This is a genomic window from Novosphingobium sp. (assembly GCF_027486195.1).
In the GTDB taxonomy this organism is placed as follows: domain Bacteria; phylum Pseudomonadota; class Alphaproteobacteria; order Sphingomonadales; family Sphingomonadaceae; genus Novosphingobium.
On sequence record NZ_JAIXPP010000013.1, the window covers coordinates 24,420 to 47,915 of the forward strand.

Annotated in this window: 32 protein-coding genes; 30 read left to right on the top strand and 2 right to left on the bottom strand. The window is 63.3% G+C overall.

Annotated features, from left to right (window positions below):
- Positions 1–6: 6 nt before the first annotated feature.
- The 13 genes from Q0071_RS02800 to Q0071_RS02860 all read left to right on the top strand — a co-directional run bounded on the left by Q0071_RS02800 (position 7) and on the right by Q0071_RS02860 (position 9,603).
- Complete coding sequence (locus Q0071_RS02800) at positions 7–603, top strand: hypothetical protein (RefSeq protein WP_298165071.1); 597 nt, start codon at positions 7–9, stop codon at positions 601–603.
- Positions 603–830 (top strand): hypothetical protein, encoded by a 228-nt coding sequence (locus tag Q0071_RS02805; protein ID WP_298165073.1) that lies wholly within the window; start codon positions 603–605, stop codon positions 828–830. Before Q0071_RS02800 ends, Q0071_RS02805 begins: the two co-directional genes overlap by 1 nt.
- Entirely contained in the window at positions 827–1,003 is a 177-nt protein-coding gene (locus Q0071_RS02810; protein ID WP_298165075.1) for a hypothetical protein, read from the top strand. Before Q0071_RS02805 ends, Q0071_RS02810 begins: the two co-directional genes overlap by 4 nt.
- A complete protein-coding gene (locus Q0071_RS02815; RefSeq protein ID WP_298165077.1) occupies positions 1,000–2,412 on the top strand; it encodes a DnaB-like helicase C-terminal domain-containing protein in 1,413 nt (470 codons plus the stop codon). Before Q0071_RS02810 ends, Q0071_RS02815 begins: the two co-directional genes overlap by 4 nt.
- The gene (locus Q0071_RS02820; RefSeq protein ID WP_298165079.1) at positions 2,409–3,443 is read left to right on the top strand and encodes a DUF1376 domain-containing protein; all 1,035 of its coding nucleotides are present in this window, start codon (positions 2,409–2,411) and stop codon (positions 3,441–3,443) included. Before Q0071_RS02815 ends, Q0071_RS02820 begins: the two co-directional genes overlap by 4 nt.
- Positions 3,440–3,634: a hypothetical protein gene (locus tag Q0071_RS02825; RefSeq protein WP_298165081.1), complete on the top strand. Its 195-nt coding sequence runs from the start codon at positions 3,440–3,442 to the stop codon at positions 3,632–3,634. The genes Q0071_RS02820 and Q0071_RS02825 overlap by 4 nt, the downstream gene beginning before the upstream one ends.
- Before the next feature lie 169 nt (positions 3,635–3,803).
- On the top strand, positions 3,804–4,376 hold the full coding sequence (locus Q0071_RS02830; protein WP_298165083.1) for a hypothetical protein: 573 nt from the start codon (positions 3,804–3,806) through the stop codon (positions 4,374–4,376).
- A gap of 233 nt (positions 4,377–4,609) precedes the next feature.
- Complete coding sequence (locus tag Q0071_RS02835; RefSeq protein WP_298165085.1) at positions 4,610–5,338, top strand: terminase small subunit; 729 nt, start codon at positions 4,610–4,612, stop codon at positions 5,336–5,338.
- A complete protein-coding gene (locus tag Q0071_RS02840) occupies positions 5,316–6,800 on the top strand; it encodes a hypothetical protein (RefSeq protein WP_298165087.1) in 1,485 nt (494 codons plus the stop codon). The genes Q0071_RS02835 and Q0071_RS02840 overlap by 23 nt, the downstream gene beginning before the upstream one ends.
- A gap of 53 nt (positions 6,801–6,853) precedes the next feature.
- The gene (locus Q0071_RS02845; RefSeq protein ID WP_298165088.1) at positions 6,854–8,287 is read left to right on the top strand and encodes a DUF1073 domain-containing protein; all 1,434 of its coding nucleotides are present in this window, start codon (positions 6,854–6,856) and stop codon (positions 8,285–8,287) included.
- Positions 8,202–8,939, top strand: coding sequence for a phage minor head protein (locus Q0071_RS02850; protein ID WP_298165089.1), 738 nt, complete (start codon positions 8,202–8,204; stop codon positions 8,937–8,939). Before Q0071_RS02845 ends, Q0071_RS02850 begins: the two co-directional genes overlap by 86 nt.
- Positions 8,940–8,946: 7 nt before the next feature.
- Positions 8,947–9,354 carry an NUDIX hydrolase gene (locus Q0071_RS02855; RefSeq protein ID WP_298165091.1) on the top strand — a complete coding sequence of 136 codons (408 nt, stop codon included), beginning with the start codon at positions 8,947–8,949 and terminating at the stop codon, positions 9,352–9,354.
- Positions 9,355–9,375: 21 nt separating this feature from the next.
- Positions 9,376–9,603: a hypothetical protein gene (locus Q0071_RS02860; RefSeq protein ID WP_298165093.1), complete on the top strand. Its 228-nt coding sequence runs from the start codon at positions 9,376–9,378 to the stop codon at positions 9,601–9,603.
- Here the strand turns inward: Q0071_RS02860 and Q0071_RS02865 are convergent.
- Positions 9,600–9,824, bottom strand: coding sequence for a hypothetical protein (locus Q0071_RS02865; protein WP_298165095.1), 225 nt, complete (start codon positions 9,822–9,824; stop codon positions 9,600–9,602). The two genes, Q0071_RS02860 and Q0071_RS02865, sit on opposite strands and share 4 nt — an antisense overlap.
- Positions 9,825–9,841: 17 nt before the next feature.
- On the opposite strand from Q0071_RS02865, the gene Q0071_RS02870 reads away from it, so the two are divergent.
- The 11 genes from Q0071_RS02870 (at position 9,842) to Q0071_RS02920 (ending at position 17,847) form a co-directional block, all read left to right on the top strand.
- Positions 9,842–10,426, top strand: coding sequence for a hypothetical protein (locus Q0071_RS02870; protein ID WP_298165097.1), 585 nt, complete (start codon positions 9,842–9,844; stop codon positions 10,424–10,426).
- Between the two features lie 2 nt (positions 10,427–10,428).
- Entirely contained in the window at positions 10,429–11,730 is a 1,302-nt protein-coding gene (locus Q0071_RS02875) for a DUF2213 domain-containing protein (RefSeq protein ID WP_298165099.1), read from the top strand.
- Between the two features lie 38 nt (positions 11,731–11,768).
- Complete coding sequence (locus Q0071_RS02880; RefSeq protein ID WP_298165101.1) at positions 11,769–12,269, top strand: hypothetical protein; 501 nt, start codon at positions 11,769–11,771, stop codon at positions 12,267–12,269.
- Between the two features lie 58 nt (positions 12,270–12,327).
- Positions 12,328–13,455, top strand: a complete 1,128-nt coding sequence (locus tag Q0071_RS02885) for a DUF2184 domain-containing protein (RefSeq protein ID WP_298165102.1) — start codon at positions 12,328–12,330, stop codon at positions 13,453–13,455.
- A 72-nt stretch (positions 13,456–13,527) separates the two neighbouring features.
- On the top strand, positions 13,528–13,917 hold the full coding sequence (locus Q0071_RS02890; RefSeq protein ID WP_298165103.1) for a DUF4054 domain-containing protein: 390 nt from the start codon (positions 13,528–13,530) through the stop codon (positions 13,915–13,917).
- Complete coding sequence (locus Q0071_RS02895) at positions 13,914–14,432, top strand: hypothetical protein (protein WP_298165105.1); 519 nt, start codon at positions 13,914–13,916, stop codon at positions 14,430–14,432. The genes Q0071_RS02890 and Q0071_RS02895 overlap by 4 nt, the downstream gene beginning before the upstream one ends.
- On the top strand, positions 14,429–14,890 hold the full coding sequence (locus tag Q0071_RS02900) for a hypothetical protein (RefSeq protein ID WP_298165107.1): 462 nt from the start codon (positions 14,429–14,431) through the stop codon (positions 14,888–14,890). Before Q0071_RS02895 ends, Q0071_RS02900 begins: the two co-directional genes overlap by 4 nt.
- Positions 14,887–15,474 carry a hypothetical protein gene (locus tag Q0071_RS02905; RefSeq protein ID WP_298165109.1) on the top strand — a complete coding sequence of 196 codons (588 nt, stop codon included), beginning with the start codon at positions 14,887–14,889 and terminating at the stop codon, positions 15,472–15,474. The genes Q0071_RS02900 and Q0071_RS02905 overlap by 4 nt, the downstream gene beginning before the upstream one ends.
- Positions 15,475–15,492: 18 nt before the next feature.
- On the top strand, positions 15,493–16,977 hold the full coding sequence (locus tag Q0071_RS02910) for a DUF3383 domain-containing protein (RefSeq protein WP_298165111.1): 1,485 nt from the start codon (positions 15,493–15,495) through the stop codon (positions 16,975–16,977).
- A 13-nt stretch (positions 16,978–16,990) separates the two neighbouring features.
- Positions 16,991–17,458 carry a phage protein gene (locus Q0071_RS02915; protein ID WP_298165112.1) on the top strand — a complete coding sequence of 156 codons (468 nt, stop codon included), beginning with the start codon at positions 16,991–16,993 and terminating at the stop codon, positions 17,456–17,458.
- A 2-nt stretch (positions 17,459–17,460) separates the two neighbouring features.
- A complete protein-coding gene (locus Q0071_RS02920) occupies positions 17,461–17,847 on the top strand; it encodes a phage tail assembly chaperone (RefSeq protein WP_298165115.1) in 387 nt (128 codons plus the stop codon).
- Positions 17,848–18,031: 184 nt separating this feature from the next.
- Here the strand turns inward: Q0071_RS02920 and Q0071_RS02925 are convergent, their stop codons facing one another.
- On the bottom strand, positions 18,032–18,559 hold the full coding sequence (locus Q0071_RS02925) for a hypothetical protein (protein WP_298165117.1): 528 nt from the start codon (positions 18,557–18,559) through the stop codon (positions 18,032–18,034).
- 412 nt (positions 18,560–18,971) lie between these two features.
- Between Q0071_RS02925 and Q0071_RS02930 the strand changes: the two genes are divergently transcribed.
- The 6 genes from Q0071_RS02930 to Q0071_RS02955 all read left to right on the top strand — a co-directional run bounded on the left by Q0071_RS02930 (position 18,972) and on the right by Q0071_RS02955 (position 23,496).
- A complete protein-coding gene (locus tag Q0071_RS02930; protein WP_298165119.1) occupies positions 18,972–19,454 on the top strand; it encodes a hypothetical protein in 483 nt (160 codons plus the stop codon).
- A complete protein-coding gene (locus Q0071_RS02935) occupies positions 19,454–20,032 on the top strand; it encodes a hypothetical protein (protein WP_298165121.1) in 579 nt (192 codons plus the stop codon). Before Q0071_RS02930 ends, Q0071_RS02935 begins: the two co-directional genes overlap by 1 nt.
- A complete protein-coding gene (locus Q0071_RS02940) occupies positions 20,029–20,496 on the top strand; it encodes a hypothetical protein (protein WP_298165123.1) in 468 nt (155 codons plus the stop codon). The genes Q0071_RS02935 and Q0071_RS02940 overlap by 4 nt, the downstream gene beginning before the upstream one ends.
- A gap of 234 nt (positions 20,497–20,730) precedes the next feature.
- On the top strand, positions 20,731–22,359 hold the full coding sequence (locus tag Q0071_RS02945) for a hypothetical protein (protein ID WP_298165125.1): 1,629 nt from the start codon (positions 20,731–20,733) through the stop codon (positions 22,357–22,359).
- Positions 22,356–23,177, top strand: coding sequence for a phage baseplate protein (locus Q0071_RS02950; RefSeq protein ID WP_298165128.1), 822 nt, complete (start codon positions 22,356–22,358; stop codon positions 23,175–23,177). The genes Q0071_RS02945 and Q0071_RS02950 overlap by 4 nt, the downstream gene beginning before the upstream one ends.
- Before the next feature lie 7 nt (positions 23,178–23,184).
- Positions 23,185–23,496 (top strand): hypothetical protein, encoded by a 312-nt coding sequence (locus Q0071_RS02955; protein WP_298165130.1) that lies wholly within the window; start codon positions 23,185–23,187, stop codon positions 23,494–23,496.

A 23,496-nucleotide genomic window follows, 5' to 3' on the forward strand; every position in this document is an offset into this window, starting at 1 on the left:
GCCTGCGTGAGCAACCTTCCGATCATCGCCCTCGATCTGTCCAAGCGCTCCACCGGCTGGGCGGTCTGGATGGGCGACGACAGCCCGGTCAGTTACGGCTCGTGGGAGCTTGGCTCCGAGTACACCACGCGCGGCCAGACCTACGCTAAGCTGCACGCGAACCTGCTCGACCTGCGCGCGCTGTCGCGTTTCGAGGCGCTGTATTTCGAAGAGCCGATCAACCCGAACAAGCTCAAGGGCCATACCAACATCGACACGCTGCGGGTGCTCTCCGGCCTCGCGGCGCACGCCGAGAGCTTCGGGCACGCCATGGGCCTGCGCATCGTGCAGGGCATCAACATCGATTCCTGGCGGTCAGCCTTCATCGGCCGGATCAATTCGAGCGCAGCGAAGGCCAAGGCAAAGGCAGCGGGCAAGAGCGCCACGGACAGCCTCAAGTCACTGACGATCGAGCGCTGCCGCCAGCTCGGGTTCAACCCGCGCACGACCGATGAGGCTGATGCGCTGGGCATCCTCGACTACTGCGTGTCGATGCGCGGCGTCACACCGCCATGGCGCACTGACGAGGTCCTGCAGCCGATGATGGCTGGAGGTGCACGCTAATGTTCGACGAGGATGAGGGCCCCGCCCGCTGCTGTCCTGACGAGGAGCGCATCGATGCCGTCGCCACGCGCGAAGGAAAGCGCGCATTCGACGTGCACCGGCACAAGGGCTTGCTGCGCGGGTTCGTGGTCGACGGCGATCGGCGGCGGCTGGTCCACTGGTTGCGCAACGGTCGCCTGACACGCGCCACGGAATCGCCACTCGATCTGAAGAGAGTTGCAGGGTGACGGCGCCCGCGCGGCTCAGTGACGAACAACGGGCGGCCCTCGCATTCGAGGTCCACGCCGCGTTGCTGCGCACCGAAGCCACGAACCCGAAGCTCAAGGAAAATCCCCTCTGGCTGATCCTGCGTCAGGACAGCTTCGAGGAATTCTACGTCGCCATGGACAAGATCGCATGAATTCGGGGATCGCCACCATTTCGAGGATGCAGACGCCTATCGAGCTTCCGCCGGCCGCGATCGTCAACGTCGAGGCCGAGGCGACGCTGCTAGGCGCAATGATGATGGATCCGCTCCTCATTGATCGCATCGCTGATCGGGTCAAACCGGATGACTTCTCCATCGCGCTGCACAACCGTCTGTTTGAGGTCATTGTGCGCGAGGCCGCTCTCGGTCGGGGCACATCACCCGTCGCGATCAAGGGGTACTTCGACGGTGACCCGCAGCTCGAGCAGCTTGGGGGCCCCGCCTACCTTGCTCGCCTCACCGGCAATCCTGTGGCGATGGTCAGCGACGTGCGGGATCTCGCCCGCCAGATCACGGACCTTGCCGATCGGCGCCGCATGCGCTCCGGTCTCATCGAGGCCGTCGAGGCGTGCGCGGACCTTGGCACCAGCTTGCCGGAGATCAGTACGCTTGCCGACGCCGCAGTCGCCGCGCGCGCTGAGAGCAGTGTCGTCGAGGCGGACGCGGCCGAGTGCGTCGATGCCTGGCTCGCCGAGCTTGATGCCGATGTCACCGGCGTCAGCTGCCACATCATCCCGAACGTCGACGAGTTGCTCGGCCAGCTCAGACCCAAGAGCCTCAATATCGTCGCCGGGCGACCGGGCATGGGTAAGACCGCCTTCGCCTGCTCATACGCCCGCGGCGCCGCCTCCCGTGGTCATGGCACCCTGTTCGTCAGCCTCGAGATGTCGAAGGAGGATCTGATCGGACGTATGATATCGGACAGCCTGTTCGACCACGAGAGCTGCCGTATCCCCTACTCGGTGCTGCAGCGCCGGCGGCTCAACAGCTGGGAGCGGGAACGCGTTGCCGAGGCGGGTTCTCTGCTGTCCCGCATCCCGCTCACCGTAGTCGATGCCGGCACGCTTGCGATCGGCCGCCTCCAAACGCTGGTGCGCCGTCACAAGAGGCGCATGGCCGCGCGCGGTCACCCGCTGGACCTTGTCATCGTCGACTACCTGCAGCTGCTCCATCCCGACACCAAGATGAAGGACGCCTATCAGGCGACCTCCGAGGTCTCGAAGCGGCTGAAGGCCATCGCCAAGGACGAGGACGTCGCCATCATGGCGCTGGCCCAGCTGAGCCGCAGCGTCGAACAGAGGCAGGACAAGCGCCCACAGCTTTCCGACCTGCGCGACAGCGGCCAGATCGAGCAGGATGCCGATGTCGTGCTCTTCCTGCTCCGGGAGGAATACTACCTCGCCCAGACCGAGCCGCAGAACGACCCCGAGGCGCACGAGCGCTGGGAAGACCGCATGGAGCGCATCCGCGGCGTTCTCGAATTTATCCTCGCCAAGCGTCGCAACGGGACAACCGGGATCGCGCGCGGGCGGTTCTTTGCACCCTACCAGGCCGTGAGATGACCATGACAGATCTACCCGAACCCCTCACCCCGGCCGACTGCGATCTGCGTGATTTCGAGTTCATGCCGCTGCATGTTGCCCGTCTGCGCGATAGCGATCTCGCTGCCGAGGAAGACCCTGAGGCATGCTGGTATGCCGTGTTGCTGTGGGCTGCATCCTGGCATCAGGTGCCCGCGGCCAGCCTGCCGGACAACGATGCGGTGCTCTGCAAGTTGATCGGCCTGGGCCGCGATCTGAAGACGTTTCGGAAGCATCGAGCGGGTTCGCTGCGAGGTTTTGTGAAATGTTCCGACGGAAGGCTCTATCACGCAGTTGTAGCCGAGCGTGCCATGACTTCATGGATGCGCAAGCTTGATCAGCGCTGGAAGACCGAATGCGCGCGGGTGAGAAAGCACAATCAGCGCCACAGCACTGAATTGATTCAGCCCGCTTTTTCCGATTTTGTCGCCAGTGACTTCCCCCTGTCTGTCCCGTTCCTGTCTTTGGGACAGAGCGAAGTTGTCCCAAGGGACAGTGATGGCCTGTCTCATGGGACGTCACAAGAAAAAGTCTGTGACATTGGCTCCAAGGGAGAGGGAGAGGGAGAGGGAGAATATACGGTACCTACCGGTACCGGCGACGCTGGCGAAAATCGTTCGCAGGACACGCATCCCCCGGAGCCTCCCCGGAGCGAGCCAAACCATCCCCCCGACCCCAACCGCGCCCTGTGGCTGAACGGCGTCGCGCTACTCGGCGAGACGGCGCGCCCCCAGATCGCGAGGTGGATCAAGACCCACGGATCCGAGATCGTGGCGGAAGCGTTTGACCGCGCCCTCGTCGCCAAGCCGGAGCGGCCAGCGGGGTACATCCAGTCCATCCTCACCCGATTGGCGCAGGAGGCGAGCCAGCGCGCCGAGGAGCAGCGGCAGGCAGACGCCCTGTTCGACGCCCGGTACCCGCCGCGCCAGATGTCCGAGTTCGAAGCTCGCGCCCTGATGCCACCGGAGGATTTCCAACGCTGGCAGGCTCGCCAGATCGGGGCGCAGGCATGACCCTGACCCGCACCAGCCTTACCCCGTTCGCGAGGTCAATGCGCGATCCGGACCCTGCCGGTGCCCGCCGCGTGGCGCAGGAGCTCTACGACGAGCACGGGATCGTGGTCATCTTTCCGAACGACGTCGCCAAGGTCGATGCGATGTGGATCGAAGCCATCGGCAAGCGGCTCTACGGCCGCCGACGATGATCCGCTGACCTGTCAACGAAACTCAACAACCAAGCCGCCTGGGTCTCTACGGCGCTCGGGTCACCACCAAGGGGGAAAAATGCAGCCTCGGACGTTCAGCCGCAAACGAGATCCTCGGGTCAAGCGCCGGGACGAAACACATGCCCAGTGGCAGGCCCGTATGGACGCGATGAGCGATTTCGAGCGGGAAACCGGCGAGCCGATCATCACGCCGGAGGCTGAGGCGCACGGCGAATTCGAAGACGTTTTCGTGCCCGATGAAGGCGGCCATCTCACCAAGACGAAGCGTCGGCGATCGGCGTCATCGATGGCGAGGATGCACGAGAACGGACAGATCACCGCCGACCAGCATGCCGCTGCCATGGAAATCGCGCTGGTGGCCGAGCTGATCGAGCGCAGCGTGTCGGTACGCGGAGCCAGCCTTGAAGCCCGAGTGGATAGTTCAGGTTCAGGCCGGGATGTTCTGGTCGAGCGCCTTGCCATCATCAGGCTCGAGCGTGCTTATTCGGATTGGCGCCGGTTCTTGCCGATGCCGCGGCGCATGGTGATCGATATGGTGCTCGCCGATCGAGACCTCTTCGCGACTGCCCGAGTGTTCCGGGTCAGCTGGCCAACCGCGCGCAAACGGCTGATCGCAGCCCTTGATCGCTGGATCGACATCCGGGAGCGGACATGGCGCAATGTGGACGAGCGGGACGTGCTGCAGCGGTATGCGATGATCGGTTGCGGGGTGCTCTTGTGATTTGCTCTTGCGGAGGTGAGTGGGAACGGGCATAGATGTCGGCGCACGAACTATGCCCGGAGCTGGAAACAGCGTCCGGGCTTCGTTGTTTTCAGGCCACGCAAAGCGCGGAAATCCAACGTTTCCGCCCATCGAAGGGAGGTGATCCTGTCCACCGATCCTGACTGTGGCCGTCATCGCCGATGCAGGGTCGAAAATAATTTTTCGGGCCCCCGGCGGAAAGGTCTTCAACCATGGCCCTCACGCCCAAACAGCAGGCGTTCGTCAACGAGTACCTGATCGACCTATGCGGCTCAAAAGCTGCCACCCGCGCCGGCTACAGCGCCAAATCGGCCCGCCGGATCGCGGTAGAGCTGCTCGAAAAGACCGAGATCCAGGCCGCCATCAAGCTGGCAATGGAGCAGCGCTCCGAGCGGACCGAGATCACGGCGGACATGGTGCTGCAACACTGGTACGACCTCGCCACTGCAGACCCGAACGAGCTGGTGCAGTACCGCCGCCACGCCTGTCGACACTGCCATGGCAAGGATCACGCCTATCAGTGGCGCGATATCGGCGAGTTCGAGGAAGCAGCGGCCAAGGCGACGCAGAACAAGCGGGCGCTTCCCACCGACGAAGGTGGGTACGGGTACACCACACATGCGGCCCCCGCCCCGCACTGCCCGCGCTGCGATGGTGACGGCGTCGAGCGGACATTTTTCGCCGACAGCCGCCGCCTCAGCGCAAAGGGCAAAGCGCTCTACGCCGGCATCAAGCAAGGCCGCGACGGCCTCGAGGTGCTGATGCACGATCGCGAGAAGGCTTGGGACAGCGTCGCGCGCCACCTCGGCATGTTCAAGGATCGCCTTGAGCTGACCGGCAAGGATGGTGGCCCGGTCGAAATCAACAGCACCGGCGGCGTCTCCGGACTTCTGGCTGCTGCAAGGCAGGCCGCGAGCGATGCTGACCGAAGCCCAGCTTGATGAGTATCAGCAGCTTCGGGGAATCTGGCGCAAGAACAACGTCCTCTACGCCAAGCAACGCCTTGGTCTGAACCCCACCACGCAGCAGACCCAGCTGCTTGAAGCGATCCAGCCTGACGGTGCCAAAGTCAGCGCCCGCGCCGGCCACGGCGTCGGCAAATCCGGCTCGGTCTCCGCCGCGATCTGGTGGATGCTCGAATGCTTCGACTATCCGAAGATCCCATGCACCGCGCCGAGTGCCAGCCAGCTGCGCGACGTTCTGTGGTCAGAGCTTGGGAAATGGGCGCGCAAGTCCGATGCGCTGAGCCGCGCAAATGGTCTGCCGCCCGAACTCTGGCTTTCGAACCTGTTCACGATCAACCAGGACAGGATCGCGGACAAGGGATCACCGGACCAGTGGTTCGCGGTTGCAAGGACCGCGCGGAAAGAGAACCCGGACGCCCTGCAGGGGTTCCACGCCAGCGGCATCCTGATCAGTCAGGACGGCTCGTCGATCGAGGAGATCGAGGACGACGGGCAGATCATGTTCGTTGTCGAAGAAGCCAGCGGCGTCGACGACAAGATTTTCGAAGTGGCTGAAGGCGCGCTGTCCTCGCACGGTGCGCGGCTGCTCATGGTCGGAAACCCGACCCGCAATACCGGGTATTTTTCCCGCTCGCACAAGCAGGACAGGGCCGACTTCACCGCCCTGCACTTCCGCTGCGCCGACAGCCCGCTGGTCGATCCGACCTACCGCGAGCGCCTCGTCCGCAAGTTCGGCGAAGGCTCGAACGTTGTCCGCGTTCGCGCCGATGGCGACTTCCCGAAGCAAGACGATGATACCCTCATCGCGCTTGAGGATGCCGAGACCGCAATTGCCCGGAACGAACCGGCCAGGCCCGGCATGGAGCGACGGCTTGGTATCGACGTCGCTCGCTTCGGTGATGATCGGACCGTGTTCATCCTGCGCGTCGGTAACGTCATCGAGAAGTGCGAGATAAGGTCCAAGCAGGACACCATGACCACGGCCGGGCAGGCCAAGCTCTTTCGGGAGCAGTGGGACGCTGACAAGATCTACGTCGATGCCAACGGCCTCGGCGCCGGGGTCGCTGACCGCCTCATCGAGATGGGCGAGCCGGTTGTTGCTGTCATGGTGTCCGAGTCCGCCCCAGAGCGCACGCAATGGGACGCCGTAGACGGCCAAGCGTTCAAGCTGCGCGACTACCTCTGGCTTGAAGTCGCCCAATGGGTTCGAACCGAGGAGCCAAGCTTTGGTGCACTGCCGCGTGAAATCGCGGAGGACCTCGCCGGTGAGCTGACTTCGCCTCGATACCGCATCGACAGTTCCGGCCGGATCGTGGTCGAAGGCAAGGCTGACATGAAGAAGCGCGGTCTGCGATCGCCGGATATCGCCGACTCGCTGGGCCTGACCTTCGCGCCTGACGGGTTCGACCTCAACACCTACATCAAGGCCTACGCATGAGCCGACGATCACAGCGCCGTGCCCGTGGCCGCGCCGCCGCCGCGCGGCCGCAGATGGACCGGGCGACCGCAGACAACTTTCAGAACATGCAGGCTCGCCTCGGCGTCGGTACCGGCAACATGAGCGACAGCAACACCTACGCGCTGTCGAACCTGCTCACCCGGCAGCCGCGCACGCTGGAGGCGATGTACCGCGGTTCGTGGGTGGTCGGCGCCGTCGTCGATGCCGTGGCCGAGGACATGACGCGCGAGGGCGTCGATTTCGGCTCAACGATCAAGCCCGACGCTATCGAGTTGATGCGCGCTGCCGAGGATGATCTGCAGATATGGCAGTCGCTGCAGGAGACCATCCAGTGGGGCCGGCTTTACGGCGGCGCGATCGGCGTGATCGCGATCGATGGCCAGGACATGGCGACGCCGCTCCGTGTCGAGACGATTGATCGCGACCAATTTCTCGGTGTGGTGCCGCTCGGCCGCTGGGAATTGCTGCCGATCATCACCGACGTCGTATCGACCGACGGCAAAATTGTTGGCCGCCCTGAATTGTACAAGGTTGGTCCACAGGCCTCTGCGTTTTCGATGCAGGACATCCATCACTCGCGCGTGATCCGGATCGAAGGCGTCAAACTGCCGTACTTCCAGCGCCTTGCCGAATCGGGGTGGGGCATGTCGGTGGTCGAGCGCATGTATGACCGCCTCGTGGCCTACGATAGCGCCAGTCAGGGATCCGCGCAGCTGATCTACAAGGCCTACCTGCGTACGCTAAAGATCAAAGGGCTGCGGAGCATTCTCGCCGCAGGCGGTGCGGCGCAGACCGCGGTTGAGAAACATGTCGAGGCTATCCGCAAGTTCCAGTCGAGCGAGGGCCTGACCTTGCTTGATGCCGACGATGATTTCGAGACCCACACCTACTCGTTCGCGGGATTGAACGATCTGCTGCTCGGCTTTGGTCAGCAATTGTCCGGCGCGACGCAGATCCCGCTGGTCCGCCTCTTCGGTCAGTCGCCAGCGGGGCTGAACAGCACCGGCGAGAGCGACCTGCGCAACTACTACGATGCCATCAAAGCCAAGCAGCAGAAGGACCTGCGAGAGCCGGTCAACAAGCTCTCAACGATCCTTTACCGGTCGGCCGTCGGGGGTAACCCGCCAGAAGGTTTCCGGGCAGAGTTCAACCCGCTCTGGCAGATGTCCGACACCGAAAAGGGCGCGCTGGCGAAGACCATCGTTGAAGCCGTTGGAACCGCCTCAGAACTGGGGTTGATCAGCGCGCCATCGGCGATGCGCGAGCTCAAGCAGTCGGCGGAACAGACCGGTGTGTTCTCGAACATCATCGACGAAGAAATTAAGGAGGCTGAACTTGCGCCCCCTCGCCCGACCGAGCTTGATCCCGACTTGCAGCCGAATGCCGGTGATGGACCGGGCTCGGGCGTCGCGCCGACTGGTCCAGACGACGAAGGTGGAGCGGCAGTACGCGAGCCAGCTGCGTAAGATCGCGACGCATATCGGCGAACTCGTCGCCACGGTCTGGACGCCGGACGATCCGGCCGTCGCCGATCGCATCGGGCAGGCGCTGGAGCGCTATGCTCAGATCATCGAGCCTTGGGCCCGAGTGGTCGGGCGACGGATGGTCGAGGAGATCGATTCGCGGGACTGGCGCGCCTGGCGAGAAGCGTCAGCGGAAATGTCGCGCATCATGCAGGTCCAGCTTAATTCCAGCGATGTCGGGCAGCTGACACAGCAGCGCCTCGCCGATCAGGTCGCGCTGATCACCAGCTTGCCGCGCGAAGCGGCTGAGCGGGTGCACAAGCTCACGCTTGAAGGTTTGACCCAAGGAACCCGCGCGAAAGACATCGCTGCTGAGATCATGCGATCGGGTGATGTGGCAAAAAGCCGCGCCAACCTGATCGCCCGGACCGAAGTAGCCCGCACCTCGACCGAGTTCACGCGGGCCCGGGCCGAGGATATCGGCTCGACCCACTTCATCTGGCGCACCTCGCGCGACAGTGATGTGCGGCAAAGCCACAAAGCTCTCGAAGGCAAGACGTTCCGCTGGGACGAACCGCCCGAGTGCGATCCGGGTCACCACGCGCTGCCGGGCGCGATCTGGAATTGCCGCTGCTACCCCGAACCCGTGTTCTGAGGCGACGATGCACGTCCATGTCTACCTCCGTGACAGCGGCGCCGAACTGGTGCGCGCGGCCGGAATCATGTGTGTGACCCGCGATGGCCGGATGCTGTTCCTGAAGCGTAGCGAGCGCGCAGGGGACAATCGCGGTACGTGGTGCTTTCCTGGCGGCAAGATCGAGGACGGCGAGAGCCCTATCGAAGCCGCCCGGCGCGAAACCGGCGAGGAGGCGGGCGTCACTGCTGATTGGCCGCTGCGCCTGATCGACACGAGGTCGGATTTCGCGACCTACCGGGCCGACCTCGCCGAACCATTCGAACCCCGCCTCAACGGCGAACACTCCCACGCCATCTGGGCACTGCCAGATCAGGCACCATCACCGCTGCACCCGGGGGTGGCCGCCACGCTCGGCCATGTCATCGCCGTGTAAGCGGCAAGGAAAGGAAGCATCATGTCGTCGATCAAGATCCTCACCGAAGCCGCCGCAGCCAAGCGCGATAGCGCGCGCGGTCATATCGAGACGTCGGAAAAGCTGCTCGCCCAGGCCGAGGAAGCACAGGCGCTCGCCGATGCGGACAATGCCGAGGCGGATGCTATCGAAGCCGACATCGCGCTGATCAAGAACGGGGGTGCCGCACCGAAGCCGCGCGTGTTCGCGGGCAAGGGTGCGCAGGCCTAAGCCTCGAGAATCCATTTCCTGAAATCCAGCGCCTCGCGCGCCAGTTCAACCGGGTCGCCGTCCCCGTCCCTGATGCGGGTCAAATAGCCCCACAGGTATTCGATGTACTCGGCGGCATCGAACTCCACGAGATCCTCGGCCGCAAGGTCGGGAAGCTCGACAGCGTCCAGCGCGGCAATGGCCCGCAGCTGATCGACGATGTCATCCGGTGCATGCCTCATAGCAAAGGACGATACCCATGGCTCTTGCCGCCTACAAGCGGAAGGGTGCGATCCGTCGCGCCCTGCTCGACGCTACCGCATTTCTTCTCAACGGCCTGTCCGCGACGGTCACCCTCACCAAAGCCGGCGCGCCGACCAACGGCACGAACGGTACCGGAGCCGGTACCGCCCTGCCCGGCCATCTGCTGCTCGATAGCACTGCAGGCGTGGTCTACCAGAACACCGGCACGCAGGCCTCGCCCGTCTGGACACCGCGGTTCTCGCCGGTCGGCGATGCGCAAAGCGTCACCACCGGCATCACGGCCAGCACTACGCAGACGCTTGCCGGCGCGACGGCCCTGACCACCAAGCTCAACTTCGTCGCCACCTCGGCGAACTCAGGCGACGCGGTATCGCTGCCCGCGCTCGTTCCGGGTCAGTCGGTCACCGTGTTTAATGACGGCGCCAACCCGATCAAGGTGTTCCCGGCTGCAGCCAACGTGCAGATCGATGGCGGCTCGGCGGGCGCAGCGGTCACACTGACCAATGCCAAGCGCGCGACGTTCTTCTGCAAGAGCGCGACGGCGATTACGTCGGCGCAGCTCGGCGTCCCCAGCGCCTGACCATGACGGTCCAGCATGACCGGGCCATGGTGCTGGACCGTGGCTCGCAGGCAACTTACGCGCCGGAGCAGATCGGGCGGACCCAGGCCTTCACGCCTGAGGGCTACCTGCTTTGCTCCGACGTGCGCATCGCCCGCACCGGCGCGATGCTCTACCGGCCCGAAGAGGTGCCCGAGGTTCGCCCGGCCGCCAACGGCCAGATGGTCGTCATCATTCGCGATGCCGACGTCCTGTTCGCGCCGGAGACCATCGCAAGCTTCAGCGGCAAGCCGGTCACCAATGATCACCCGCCGGCCCTGCTGAGCGAGACCGACACCCGCAAGTACCAGATCGGGGTGCTGCTCAATCCGCGTCGCGGCGAGGGCGTCGACTCCGAATACCTGATGGCCGACCTGCTCATCACCGATGCGGCCACAATTGCGCTGATCGTTGCCAAGAAGAAGCGCGAGGTCAGCCCCGGCTATGACGCCGAACTCGAAGAAGTGAAGCCGGGCCTGGGGCGCCAAACCTCCATCCTCGGAAACCACCTTGCCATCGTCGACCGCGGTCGGGGTGGCTCCACCTGCGCCATCCAAGACAAGGAGACTGATATGGCGAAGCCTCGCAAGATGTCCCTGATGGACCGCCTTCGGGCCGCCTTTCGGGACAATGATGAAACCGCATTTGAGAGCGCCCTTGCCGACGCACCGGAAGGCCTCGCCGGAGAGCCGGACGGCGATGAGGGCGGTGTTCACGTCCACATCCACAACGCGCCTGCTGATCCGGTTGCGCCCGCCGCCACCGCCGACACCGACGAGAACCCCTATGAAGCCCGCTTCAAGGCTCTCGAGGATGCGATCGCCGGCATGAGTGCCAATTTCGACGAGATGGCCGCCGCGCAGACAGCCAGCACGACCGAACCGACCGTCCAAGTCACCGACGAGGACGCCGAGGAAGACGAGCCTGCGGACAGCAAGGAAGTGATGGACGCTGCCGCGAAGGCCGAAATCATCTTCCCCGGCTACAAGACCGGCACGATGGACGGGCAGCCGAAGCGGCGCGCCATTACCGACATGCGCCGCGATGTGCTGACCCGCGCTTTGACGGACAGCGCTCGCAAGGCACCTGTCGAGGCAATCCTCGCCGGTGTCGATCTGGCCACCTCGAAGCCCGCGCAGGTCCGCGTGCTCTTCGATGCTGCCGCCGCCGTCGCAAAGGAGCGCAACACGCGCCCACGCGTTACCGCCATCCCGCAGGGGCCGATGACCGCGGCCCTTATGCAGGAGAAGATCGCAGCCCGCCGCGCCAAGGCATCAGGTCGCTGATCGCACCGCCCACCACCTCCGAACGAAAGGAAGCCGACATGACGGCAATTACCACGCGGATGAACGTTGCCATTCCGGGCGCCGTCAGCCGCTCCTTCCCCGGCCAGGTGATCTCGCAGGAGATCATCGACACTGCCAACCCGCCTACCGCCTACGGCCAGCCCGTGAAGTTGGTCAACGGCAAGGTCCGCACGCTTGCAAGCGGCGACGCAGCCGGCGTCATCTACGGGTATACGGTTCGCCCGTATCCCACGCAGGATGCTTCGGGTGCCACATCGGCGCTTGGGGGCGGCACTCCGCCCTCCTCCGGTCTGATCGACATCATGAAGGTCGGATTCCTCGGTGCTACGCTCGCGAACGGCACGGCTGCGCGCGGCGCGCAGGCCTATGTCCGCACCACCGTCAACGGCGGACTCGCGATCGGCGGCATCGAGGACAACACGACCAGCTCCGGGCAGGTTGACCCCGCTTTGCTGACCTTCACGGGGCCTGCTGACGCGGCTGGCAACGTCGAGCTCGCGATCGGCATCCCCTACTGATCCACCCATCTGGCACCGGCCGAGATGGCCGGGCCGTTCTCCTGAGGAGACTGCAGTCATGAATACCCACCACCTGCGGGGGAGCGGTCCCGCCATTATCGTGCCGTCGATTGCGCTCGTCGCATCGGCCGCCGCACCTGCGATCGCCGCCGCGCTCGCGTGGGGCGATAACCGCAAGGCCACTCGCTACCTGCGCGATGCGTTCCAGACCTTCGACCAAGCCACTATCGACAGCGCCGGTGCGTTCCTCGTCGGCGAACTCGAACGCCTTGACCCGATGATCCATGAGCCCCTGGTCGACATGACCTGGGATCGTGACATCGACCTGCGCACCGACGTGACCATGGGCGACGAGAGTTCGTCCTACACCACATCGACGTTCGCCTCGACGGGCGGACCGTCGTCGAGCGGCATCAGCTGGGCTGGCAAGGAGTCCACGACCCTGCCGCGCATCAACGTCGACATCGACAAGAAGGTGAACCCGCTCACGCTCTGGACCGAGACGGTCAGCTACACCATCACCGAACTGCTGAGCGCACAGCAGCTCGGTCGACCGATCGACAGCCAGATGCTTGCAGGCCTCAACCTCAAGCACCAGATGGACGTCGACCAGATGGTCTATGTCGGTGATCCGACCATCAGCGCGACCGGCCTCATCAACGGTGCGCTGGTGATCAACACCGGCAACGTCGCTGCGGGCGCCGCCACGTCGCTGCCGTGGATCACGAAGACGCCCGATGAGATCACGGCCGACTTCAACGAGCTGCTCGTGTCGGTGTGGGCCGCGACGGGCTACAAGGCCCCGCCGAAGAACGTCCTCATCGCGCCCAACCCGTTCGGCTACATCGCGACCACCAAGGTCTCCGAGGCGGGCAACGTCAGCATTCTGGATTACGTGAAGCAGAACAACGTCTTCACCGCCCAGAAGAACATCGAGCTCGAGATCTACCCGGTGAAGTGGCTCGACAAGGCCAACCTCAACGGTCCGGGCGGCGCGGCTGCGACCTACGACCGCATGGCCGCATACACTCGCTACGAGCCGTATGTTCGCTATCCGATGGTGCCGCTGCAGTCGATGCAGCCCCAGTACCGCGGCATCTGGATCGACGTCCCCTACTACGGCCGCCTTGGCCGGGTTGAGACCGTCTATCCGGAGACGATCGGCTACCGCGACGGCATCGGCTGATAGAGCCGGTCACCGACAAGAAGGCGGGGGCGTCCAGCGCGGCGCTCCCGTCGTTTTTCAGGACTTGGCCCGATGAGCTTCACCTACAGCGACTTCACCGCTGCTTTCCCGGAGTTCTCGGACACTGCGGCCTATCCTGAGGCCAGTTTCGATTTTTGGAAGGGCATCGCGGTCCTGCGTCTGCCCGCTGATCGCTGGGCCGAGCTGTTTGATCACGGATCGATGCTGTTCGTGGCCCACAACATGGCGGTGCAGCGCCGCAACGCCAAAGCGGCAGCCAAGGGCAACACGGTGGGCGCGATCGAAGGGCCGACGACCGCCAAGTCGATCGACAAGCTGTCCAAGAGCCAGGACGCCTCGGCAGTCACGCTGGAAGGCGCGGGCGATTGGAACGCGACGACCTATGGTGTGCAATTCTGGCAGCTGGCTCAGATCGTCGGCGCCGGCGGCCTGCAGCTGTGAAGAATGTCAAGATCACCTTGGACCGCACCGCCGCCGTCAAGGCTGCAATCAAGGCGTTGGTGCAGGATCGCGTACTGGTCGGCATTCCGTCGGAGCATGCGTTCCGCGATCCCGACATCGAGAATCCCCACCCGCACCTGAACAACGCGGAGATCGGTTACCTCAACGAATTCGGCGCGCCTGATGCAAACATCCCCGCTCGTCCTCACCTTGTGCCGGGAACGCAGAAGGCTCTGCCCAAGGTCGAGAAGATCTACCGAGATGCTGTTGGCAAAGTCGTGGTGGGCGATGTCAAAGCCGTTCGTGATGCCCACACCAAAGTGGGCTTCGTGGTTGTATCGTCGGTCAAGTCGCTCATCACCGATGGCATATTGCCGCAATTGGCTGAAAGCACAGTCAAGGACCGCAAGCGCCGGGGTCGCACCGGCACGACGCCGTTGCTCGACACTGGCCAATACCGGCGGAACATCGATTCTGTCGTTCGCGCGGTCAAAGGCGTGAAGGTGCAGTCATGATCGACATGGACGAGCTGGTTGGCGACGACGATTTCTTCCAGCCCATGACCGTCTGGCGGCGGCAGATCACCTACGACAGCAATGGATCGGAGGTGCTCGTCCCGACGCTGATCAGCCCTGCCCCGCTCGGCTCGATCCAATCGGGCGCGAATCCGGAAATGCTCCGCCAGGCGAACCTGACGACGGTCGAGGACCTGATCACGATCTACACCGCCTTTCGGCTTTACCGCGAAGGCGACTTCACCAGCGCGACAGGGCCCTTGCCTGTCGGGCCTGTAGCGACTGACAGCTACGGAAACGCAATCCTTCCTGACGACCTTGAGCGCTTCAAATCCGACACGGTCGTGTTTCAGGGCGATGTCTATCAGGTGTTCCTCGTGCAGGATTGGACGACCTACGGAGCCGGTTTCGTCGAGGCACTAGCGCGCAAGGTGAACCGCGGGCAGGTCGCGCAATGAGCAATGACAGCAGTACGGGCGGCTATCTGCTGCCGACTGGCACCGCCCCGATCAACGACGAGGCGCTGGACAATCTATTTCGGGGCGTCATTTCGGCAGTGACGGGCCTCACGGCTCGCAATGTCGTGCGCCGGTTCAACCCGGAGCCTGGTGCACCGCCGCAGTTCGATGGCACCTGGGCCGCCGTCGGCGTGCTCGCGATCGATGACGACGATTATCCGTATCAGGCCCTGCAGGCCGACGACACCTACAAGCTGGTTCAGCATGAGGTTCTGCAGGTCATGGCAAGCTTCTACGGCGCCAAGGCACAGCAGGCGGCGCGCGCGGCGCGGAATGGCCTTCAGATCGCTCAGAACCGCGAGGCGCTGACGGCGGCCGGAATCGTCCTTCAGGACGCCGGCAGGCCTGTCCGGGCTCCGGAAATGATCAACAGTCGGTGGGCCAATCGCATCGACGTCACCTTCACTTTCAAGCGCCAGACCGCAGACACCTTCGCGATCCTGCCCGTCGCGAGCGTGGTTGGCAGCATCAAGAACACCACCGGCACTCAGCTTCCGCTGAACACCGAAAATCCGCCCCACTGACCTCCCGGAGGCTGACACATGACCACTGGACTTCCCGTCTCGCGGCTGATCACCGCGAGTGTGAACCTGACGCCTGCGGGCGCGCAGTATGCGAACATCGAAACCCTTCTGCTGCTTGGCGACTCCCCAGTCATCGACACGCTGACGAGGATTCGCAGCTACAACTCTCTCGCGGGCGTCGCGGCCGATTTCGGGACGAGCGCTCCTGAATATGCCGCAGCACTGCTGTACTTTGGCCAGAGCCCGCAACCGACGCAGCTGTATATCGGCAGGTGGGCCCGCACCGCGACGGCGGGCGCGCTCTACGGCGCACCGCTCACGGCGGCACAGCAGGCTCTGGCGAACTTCACGGCAGTGACCGCCGGTGGGTTCAAGGTGCAGGTCAACGGTGGTGCTCTAACGGGCGTCACCGGGATCAACCTGTCCACCGCGACAAGCCTCTCGCAGGTCGCTTCGCTGATCACCACCGCCCTGACCGGCGCATCGCTCGCTGCAACCTGCGTATGGACCGGTAGCCAGTTCCAGATCGTATCGACCACCACCGGCACCAGCTCGTCGGTCTCGCTGCTCCAGGCGCCGGCCAGTGGCACCGATATCTCCGGCCTGCTGGGTGGCACAGCTGGCGCTGGTGCCTATGCGGTCGCCGGCATCGCAGCAGAAAGCGCGCTGGCGGCGGTTACCGCGCTCGATGCAATTCCGACGTACTGGTATGGCCTCACTTTTGCCGCATCGACGATGCCGAGCAATTCCGACTATCTCGCGGTCGCGGCCTTCATCGAAGCGACTACGCACATCTTCGGCCTGACCACGGCTGACGCAAATGCGGTCAACAGCGCGTCGAACACCGATATCGGTTCGCAGCTGATCGCAGCCGGGTACACGCGGACCTTCGGCCAGTACTCGACCACCAATCCCTACGCGGTGATCTCGATCTTCGGCTCAATCCTCACGACCCAGTTCAACGGGTCGAACACCATGCCCACGGTCGCGTGGAAGGTGGAACCGGGCGTGCCCTACGAGCCGCTCTCGCAGAATGCCGCGAGCGTGCTCGACACCAAGCGCTACAACTACTTCGCCAATTTCCAGAACGGCGCCTCGGTGCTCGTGAACGGGTGCTGCTTCGGACAAGCCTATGTCGACGAGATCTTCGGCCTCGACTGGCTGCAGAACCGCATCCAGACCAACCTCTTCAACCTGTTGGCAGCCCAGCCCAAGGTCCCGCAGACCGATCCCGGCATCCACCAGTTCGTCAATGTCATCGACCAGTCGATGGAGGCGGCGATCACAAACGGGCTGGTTGCGCCGGGTCAGTGGCAGGCGGCTGGTTTCGGCCAGCTGCAAACCGGCGACTACCTGAACGCTGGATACTACATCTACGCCCCGCCGATTTCGACGCAGAGTTCGGCCGATCGCGCCGCCCGAAAGTCGCCGCCGATCCAGGTGGCCGTCAAGCTCGCGGGCGCGGTGCACACCGTGAACGCCATCATCAACGTCAACCGCTAAGGAGCCCCGACCGATGGCATCCTACTCTTTCCAGAACGTCGTCGCGGCCATCGCGGGCCCCAACGGCAACGTCCAGCTCGGCGTCGGTGCTGGTGTATCCGAAGGCGGCATCACCGTGGCCATGCGCGGCGCCAAGAACACGCTGACGGTGGGCGCCGACGGCTCGGGAATGAATTCGCTGCATGCCGACAACTCCGGCACGGTCACGGTCCGTCTGCTGAAGACGTCGCCGATCAATGCGTTGCTGATGGCAATGTACAACGCGGACCGGTCTTCCTCGATCGTCTGGGGCAGGAACACGATCACGATCCGCGACTTCGCCCGCGGAGATAACGTGACCTGTTCCAGCTGCGCGTTCCAAAAGGCACCGGACATCACTTGGGACAAGGAGGGCGCTATGGTCGAATGGACGTGGGACGCCACCCGCGTTGAAGAGCGTCTGGGCACCGGCACGCCGGCGGCCGTGGTGGGTGGCATCTGATCATGGAAGAGATCGAAATCGGCGCCCATACCTACCGGCTCGCCAAGCTCGACGCGATGACGCAGTTTCACATCATTCGGCGTCTCGGCGGTGTGCTGGCGGCGATGCGCGACGGCGCCGAAGGGGGCGATGTCTTCACTGTGCTGATGCATGCAATTGGCGAAATGTCAGACGCCGACAGCGAATACATCATCGCGAAGTGCCTCAACGGCTGCACTCGCCGTCAGGACGGTGACGCCGGTTGGGCCGCCGTGTTCCGCCACGGTCAGATCATGTTTGCGGACATATCGATGCCGGACATGATCCAGTTGGTTTGGGCCACGCTGCAGAGCAATCTCAGCGATTTTTTTACCGGACTCCGCTCGGGTTCGCTCCCAGCGGGGAATTAGGCTTCGAGCCGGTCTCGATGCCGGACGGGGAGGATTGGCTCCTGCGCCCGGTCGTCGAGGGAATGTGCCTGTATCCGAGCCTGATCGACGGAACGCTGAGCCTTTGCGATGTGGCGCGGATTAATGATGCCATCAGCGTCCGAAACGAAAATCAGCGGCGGATGGAGGCGGCGGCGAAGGGGCGCTAGTTGCGCGGGCCAAAGAATTCCTCGTCTATGGCTTTACCGGCTTCTTGGCGCAGCCGGCCCTCAGTCATGTAGTCAAAGTCCTTGGGGACAAATCCACCGTATTTTAGCATGCCTGGCAATTGATTGGCGATTGAACGGCATCGGTCCGCAACAATATCGATAGCCCTTGCTCTGGTTGTTGATCCGGGCAGAAGATAAATGGTCTGCTCCATGCACTGCTTAAAAGCCTGACCCCAAGCATTGTAGATACCAAACTGCCGCTGGATCATCATTTTCTCTTCGGCAAGCGTTCCATTTGGATTGGTCGGCATCAGCTGCCGATTATCGTAATCCAACGGCTGAGAGGATGGCTCCGCCTGCACAGGAGCTTGCTCGGACGGCGGGTCTTTGAGCTCTTCCGTTTGAACGGCGCTTGGTCGAGAGGCTTGCTGTTCTTCCCGGACCGAACTGAGGTCAGCACTTCTGACTACCGCAAACACGGCAAGCCCGACCGTGATGATCGCAGCGGTGCGCAAACAGGACATCGCCAAACCCCCGAGTCTTTCGGGCGGCAGGCTACTTTTCTTGGGAGGAGAGTCCAGCCTCTACAAGGCGACGGATTGCTTCGGGACGATTTACGTTGGCGCTGTTGGCGTAGGTGTCGACCCGATTAAGCAACGGACGTTGAAGGCGCACCTTCACTGCTTCCGAATCGACCTGCGGCCGCCCCCGTTTTTTTGGGTCCATTTTTTCCGTTGACATAGTGTTTTTATGGCCCCATAAAATTCGGGCGTCAAGGGAGTTCCAGTCCCAAGACGCCCTAACCACCAACGTGAAGGCACACGTCATGGCTGAATTCGTCTTTACCCCGTTGCAGTCCCCGGCACCAGTCCACCCCATCAACGACATCCAGCGCGAAATCCTGCGCCAGCTGGTTAAGACCGGGGGGCGCGGCTGATGGGACACGCTCAGATTATCACGCAGCGCAGCGCGCTCACAGCGCAAGCGCTTGCGACCATGGGGGCTGATTCGGAATGGGATCGTTGCCTCAGAGCTTACCTTGCATGGGATACGAAAGTCAGGGCCCAAACCCAATACGGGGCTTACGACAAGGCGATGGAGGCAGGAACGCTTGGTCGTCTCGATCTGGAGAGCCGGTTCGGCAAAGGCTGGATGCGTCATCCCGACGCGCAAGGGGAGTTCGAAAGCATCCGGGCGATGGAGAAGGACGCGGACGATGCGTTCACCCTCAACTTCACCGTCCCATTTTGGAAAGCAGCACGCGATCTGGTGCTGACCCCCGCCCCATCGCTTGCCGCCGCTTTGTTCAAGGCTGCAGTGATCGAATGGGAGGAGGTCTGGAACGATAGTGACATGACCGCGGACTGCGTCGAAATCCTCGACGCCGACCTAGCTCGATTCGTTGGGGAGGCAGCATAATGGCCGCTACTCAAAAGATCGAACTCCCCGCGCTCAAGATCGAGCAGATCACGCTGATGCTGATCGGGGATAGCCCGCTGATCGTGCATGCCTGGTCCGAAAAGGCCAAGCGGCAGATGCTCGATAAGCAGATGAAGAAGGCCAGCAAGGGCAAGGAGGCGAAAGACCCGGAGGCCGATTACGAGGCCTGTTTCTACCGCACCGAAACCGGTGCCTATGGCTTCCCGGCAATCGGCGTGAAGGCGGCGATGGTTTCGGCGGCGCGCTATGTCGATGCGAAGATGACTGTCCTGCGCGGCGCCTTCCACATCGATGCCGAGATGCTGACAGTGATCGGCGAACCCAGCCCGCGCGAGGACATGGTCCGGGTTGGCATGGGCACGGCGGACATCCGCTATCGCCCGGAGTTTCCGGATTGGCGAATACCGGTCACGATCAAGTTCAACGCGAGCGCGATCAGCCCGGAGCAAATCGCCAACCTACTCAACGTGGCAGGCTTCGGCGTCGGTATCGGCGAATGGCGCCCGGAACGGAACGGCTCCTATGGCCGCTTCCATGTCGGGAGTGCGGACCAATGATCTACAAGTGGAGAGAGGGTCTCCGCGCTCCGACCTCGGTCGATCCGCAGAAGGCCGGCGAAGAGCTTGAGCGAATCCGCACCCGGCATAACGGTAGGCTTGAGCCGGAATGGGTCGTGCACAACGCCAAGTCGCCGCAAAACGTGCTGCACGACCTGTTTGAGTGGGACGACAATGTCGCAGCACAGAACTTCCGGATTGATCAGGCTCGCGCTGTGATCCGGTCGGTTGAAGCGGTGATCGAGGAAGCGCCGGAAGCCAAGCCGATCCGGGCTTTCGTATCGGTTGTGCAGGAGCGGGACCGGGCCTACACCTCGGTCCAGCACGCGATGGCTGACGCTGACCTGCGCAAGCAGGTGCTTATGCAGGCGCTCACGGAACTGGAGGCGTGGCGGAAACGCTACGCAGAGCTCGTGGAACTGGCGACGGTGTTCGCCGCGATCGACGAGGCTCGGGTCGCCTGAAAGGGCCCGAAACATGGCAGGCTAGGCAAGGCGCGTCGAGGCAAGGTTCGGCAGGGCTCGGCATGTCGTGGCAGGCAAGGCGTGGCGGGGCTTGGCACGGTGTGTCACGGCTCGGCAGGCACGGCTGGGTAAGGCGCGGCGCGGCGCGGCAAGGCATGGCGGCGCACGGCGAGGCCGGCAACCAACAAAGGGCGGTCCCTTCGGGGCCGCCCTTTTCATTTGTGAGGGTGTTTTGTGGCCGACAATGTGATCAAGGAATTTCTGGTCGGCCTGGGCTTCAAGGTCGATGCTAAAGGCGAAAAGCAGTTTTCGCAAAGCATCGACGTCGCCACCGCCAAGGCGGTCGCGCTCGGCGAGGCGCTCTACGATGCCGCCAAGGCCGTTGCGGAATCCGTCGTCAAGATGGCGGCCGACTTCGACCAGCTCTACTGGAAAACCCAGCGGCTGGGTTCGTCGGCCATCGACATCCGGGCGTTCTCCTATGCGATGAGCCAACTCGGCGGTTCATCCCAAGGCGCAGCAAGCGCGCTGGAGAGCATCGCCGAGTTCACCCGATCTTCGCCAGGCGCTACGGATTTCCTCCTGCAATGGGGTGTGCTGCCCGAGCACATCGGAAATGCGGAAAAGGCTCTGCAAGATCTGGCCAAGACCTTTCAGCGCATGCCGTATTGGCAGGCGAAAAGCATTGCCAGCGTCATCGGCGTGGATCCGCTCACGCTGCAAGCCATGAAGCGTGATAACGGGGAATTTGAGAAGTGGTATCGCGGCATGGCGGCGCGATTGGGCAAGCGCTTCGGTGTCGACTTGAACGACACGGCGGAGGGAGCAAACAGCGCACAGACCAAGCTTCGCGAACTGAAGGCCGAGCTTGGCCTTCTCGTAGAAGTTTTCCTGATCAAGGCGTTGCCTGCCATCAATCAGTTCCTGGGCAAGTTCATTGAGTTTCTCGAAAACCTCGACCTCGCCAAGATTTCAACGCCGGAGGTGGTTGGGGCGCTGACCGCGATTGCCGTCGCCGCTGCCGCCCTTGCGTCGCCCTTCACTGCCGCCGCTGCGGCCATCGCTGCTGCGACGTTTGCCTACGAAGGTTGGGTGTCGAAATCACCTAGCAAGCCGGGTGAGCCAGCCAAGCAAGGCTACGAGAACGGCTGGGGCATACCCGGCCTTTTCTGGTTTTACAACGAGACCGACCAAGAGAAGAAGGACCGCCTTGCTGGCAATTATTCGGCCATCGCAAAGCCTGTTAACCGGGGCATGGACCCGGTCGGTGATCCGAACAACCTGATGCCGGACTGGATGCGCGGCGGTGCAAATGACAACGCGCGAGGCGGTGGCAACGCAGCCGGCCGCAGAGGCCGCGGCACCCGTGCCGAACGTAATCGGAACCCTGGCAATATCATCGATAGTCCCTTCGCGCGCAGCCAGCCCGGCTACGCGGGCAGCGATGGCCGCTTTGCGATCTTCGACGACGTGGCAAGCGGCATGAATGCCATGGAACGGCTTCTCAGAAGTTACATGGCACGGGGCCGTGATACGATTGCCGAGATCATCGCGAAGTGGGCACCGTCGAGCGAGAACAACGTCGGTGCATATGTTGCGCATGTCGAGCAGCTGACTGGCATCGGTAGATTCGACCAGCTGCAGATGTCCGATCTCCAGCGGGTTGCTGCGGCCATGGCTCAACATGAAGGCTTCCGAGGCCTCGGTGTGTCGGGCGCTGGTCGGTCGGCCACTGTAAACCAGACCAACACCTACAACGTCCACAGCAATGCCGATCCGCGCGCTGTCGCGCACGAGATCGCATCGATGCAGGACTCGGTGAACCAGCGGCTCGTCGCAAATTTCGGAGTGACAGTTCAGTGATTTCGAACACCGGCATCCTTCGCGTCTTCGGCGGCTTCATCGCCGAGGTCACCGTCCGCGAGCAGCATGTCGACGATCTCACGATCACGACGCATCCTGTCGAGCGCGGCGCGCCGATCACTGACCACGCCTTCAAGATGCCGGCGCAATTGACGATCGAAGCCGGGTGGTCGGCGGCGGGCGCCTACAGCCAGGCCAATTCGCTTACGGCTGGCGCCAAGCCCAAGTCCAATTTCCAGAAGCTCACCGACGCCTACAATCAGATTCTGCCAATTGTCGGGGCTGTGGGCGGCCCCAGCGCGGTAGGCAAGCTATCGACCGCCTACAACACCATCGCGCTGGGCAACGCCCTGTCATCGCAATCTTCGACGCAGAACCTGAACGACCTCTACGGCCAGATCGCCCCCGTCATCGACGAATTCAGCCCGGAGGCTTCGGCGACTCTGGCAGGCATCGTCGCCACCATCGCCGCCACACAGGATCAGCAAACCGGCATCGAGGACGGCGCAAAGCCGCTGCGCGACCTCTACGAGAAGCTTCTGCAGCTTCAGTCCAGTGCCGAGCTGATCTCGGTCCAGACTGGAAAGCGCGCCTATGACAACATGTTGATCCGATCGATAAGGACGCAAACTGACCAGACTTCCGAAAACATCCTAATGATCACGGCTCAGCTTCAAGAAGTGCTGCTCGTCGAGACGGTCCAGTCATCGATGCCAGCGACAGCGAAGAGAGCTGATCCTGCAGCCTCTGGTGGTGTCACGCAGAAGGGGACGAAATCGGCGGTCAGCTATTCCGGCCCGATCCCGACATACGCGTGAGGCTTCAGTGGCAGCTTTCGAAATCCCCCTTACAGCAGAGCCGCAGGCGTTTTCGATCCAGTTGCTTGGCGTGCCCTATCAAATGACCCTGCAGTGGCGGAACAACGCCCAGGGAGGCTGGGTACTCGACATCGCTGACGCCACCGGCGTGCCGATCGTTCTGGGCATTGCGCTGGTAACCGGGGCGGACCTGCTCGCGCAGTACGGCTACCTCGGCCTCGGCGGCGCCCTTTTCGTGCTGAACAGCGCCAGCAGCGACGATGCGCCGACCTTTGCCGACCTCGGCACCGATGCCCATCTCGTCTTTGTGACCGCCTGA

Coding starts and splice junctions, on each gene's coding strand:
- Q0071_RS02825 (WP_298165081.1), top strand. CDS start 3,440: ATGACCCTGACCCGCACCAGCCTTACCCCGTTCGCGAGGTCAATGCGC.
- Q0071_RS02865 (WP_298165095.1), bottom strand. CDS start 9,824: ATGAGGCATGCACCGGATGACATCGTCGATCAGCTGCGGGCCATTGCC.
- Q0071_RS02885 (WP_298165102.1), top strand. CDS start 12,328: ATGAATACCCACCACCTGCGGGGGAGCGGTCCCGCCATTATCGTGCCG.
- Q0071_RS02925 (WP_298165117.1), bottom strand. CDS start 18,559: ATGTCCTGTTTGCGCACCGCTGCGATCATCACGGTCGGGCTTGCCGTG.
- Q0071_RS02905 (WP_298165109.1), top strand. CDS start 14,887: ATGAGCAATGACAGCAGTACGGGCGGCTATCTGCTGCCGACTGGCACC.
- Q0071_RS02935 (WP_298165121.1), top strand. CDS start 19,454: ATGGCCGCTACTCAAAAGATCGAACTCCCCGCGCTCAAGATCGAGCAG.
- Q0071_RS02890 (WP_298165103.1), top strand. CDS start 13,528: ATGAGCTTCACCTACAGCGACTTCACCGCTGCTTTCCCGGAGTTCTCG.
- Q0071_RS02875 (WP_298165099.1), top strand. CDS start 10,429: ATGACGGTCCAGCATGACCGGGCCATGGTGCTGGACCGTGGCTCGCAG.
- Q0071_RS02835 (WP_298165085.1), top strand. CDS start 4,610: ATGGCCCTCACGCCCAAACAGCAGGCGTTCGTCAACGAGTACCTGATC.
- Q0071_RS02910 (WP_298165111.1), top strand. CDS start 15,493: ATGACCACTGGACTTCCCGTCTCGCGGCTGATCACCGCGAGTGTGAAC.
- Q0071_RS02940 (WP_298165123.1), top strand. CDS start 20,029: ATGATCTACAAGTGGAGAGAGGGTCTCCGCGCTCCGACCTCGGTCGAT.
- Q0071_RS02930 (WP_298165119.1), top strand. CDS start 18,972: ATGGGACACGCTCAGATTATCACGCAGCGCAGCGCGCTCACAGCGCAA.
- Q0071_RS02830 (WP_298165083.1), top strand. CDS start 3,804: ATGAGCGATTTCGAGCGGGAAACCGGCGAGCCGATCATCACGCCGGAG.
- Q0071_RS02815 (WP_298165077.1), top strand. CDS start 1,000: ATGAATTCGGGGATCGCCACCATTTCGAGGATGCAGACGCCTATCGAG.
- Q0071_RS02820 (WP_298165079.1), top strand. CDS start 2,409: ATGACCATGACAGATCTACCCGAACCCCTCACCCCGGCCGACTGCGAT.
- Q0071_RS02850 (WP_298165089.1), top strand. CDS start 8,202: ATGCCGGTGATGGACCGGGCTCGGGCGTCGCGCCGACTGGTCCAGACG.
- Q0071_RS02845 (WP_298165088.1), top strand. CDS start 6,854: ATGGACCGGGCGACCGCAGACAACTTTCAGAACATGCAGGCTCGCCTC.
- Q0071_RS02870 (WP_298165097.1), top strand. CDS start 9,842: ATGGCTCTTGCCGCCTACAAGCGGAAGGGTGCGATCCGTCGCGCCCTG.
- Q0071_RS02840 (WP_298165087.1), top strand. CDS start 5,316: ATGCTGACCGAAGCCCAGCTTGATGAGTATCAGCAGCTTCGGGGAATC.
- Q0071_RS02920 (WP_298165115.1), top strand. CDS start 17,461: ATGGAAGAGATCGAAATCGGCGCCCATACCTACCGGCTCGCCAAGCTC.
- Q0071_RS02860 (WP_298165093.1), top strand. CDS start 9,376: ATGTCGTCGATCAAGATCCTCACCGAAGCCGCCGCAGCCAAGCGCGAT.
- Q0071_RS02900 (WP_298165107.1), top strand. CDS start 14,429: ATGATCGACATGGACGAGCTGGTTGGCGACGACGATTTCTTCCAGCCC.
- Q0071_RS02855 (WP_298165091.1), top strand. CDS start 8,947: ATGCACGTCCATGTCTACCTCCGTGACAGCGGCGCCGAACTGGTGCGC.
- Q0071_RS02915 (WP_298165112.1), top strand. CDS start 16,991: ATGGCATCCTACTCTTTCCAGAACGTCGTCGCGGCCATCGCGGGCCCC.
- Q0071_RS02805 (WP_298165073.1), top strand. CDS start 603: ATGTTCGACGAGGATGAGGGCCCCGCCCGCTGCTGTCCTGACGAGGAG.
- Q0071_RS02880 (WP_298165101.1), top strand. CDS start 11,769: ATGACGGCAATTACCACGCGGATGAACGTTGCCATTCCGGGCGCCGTC.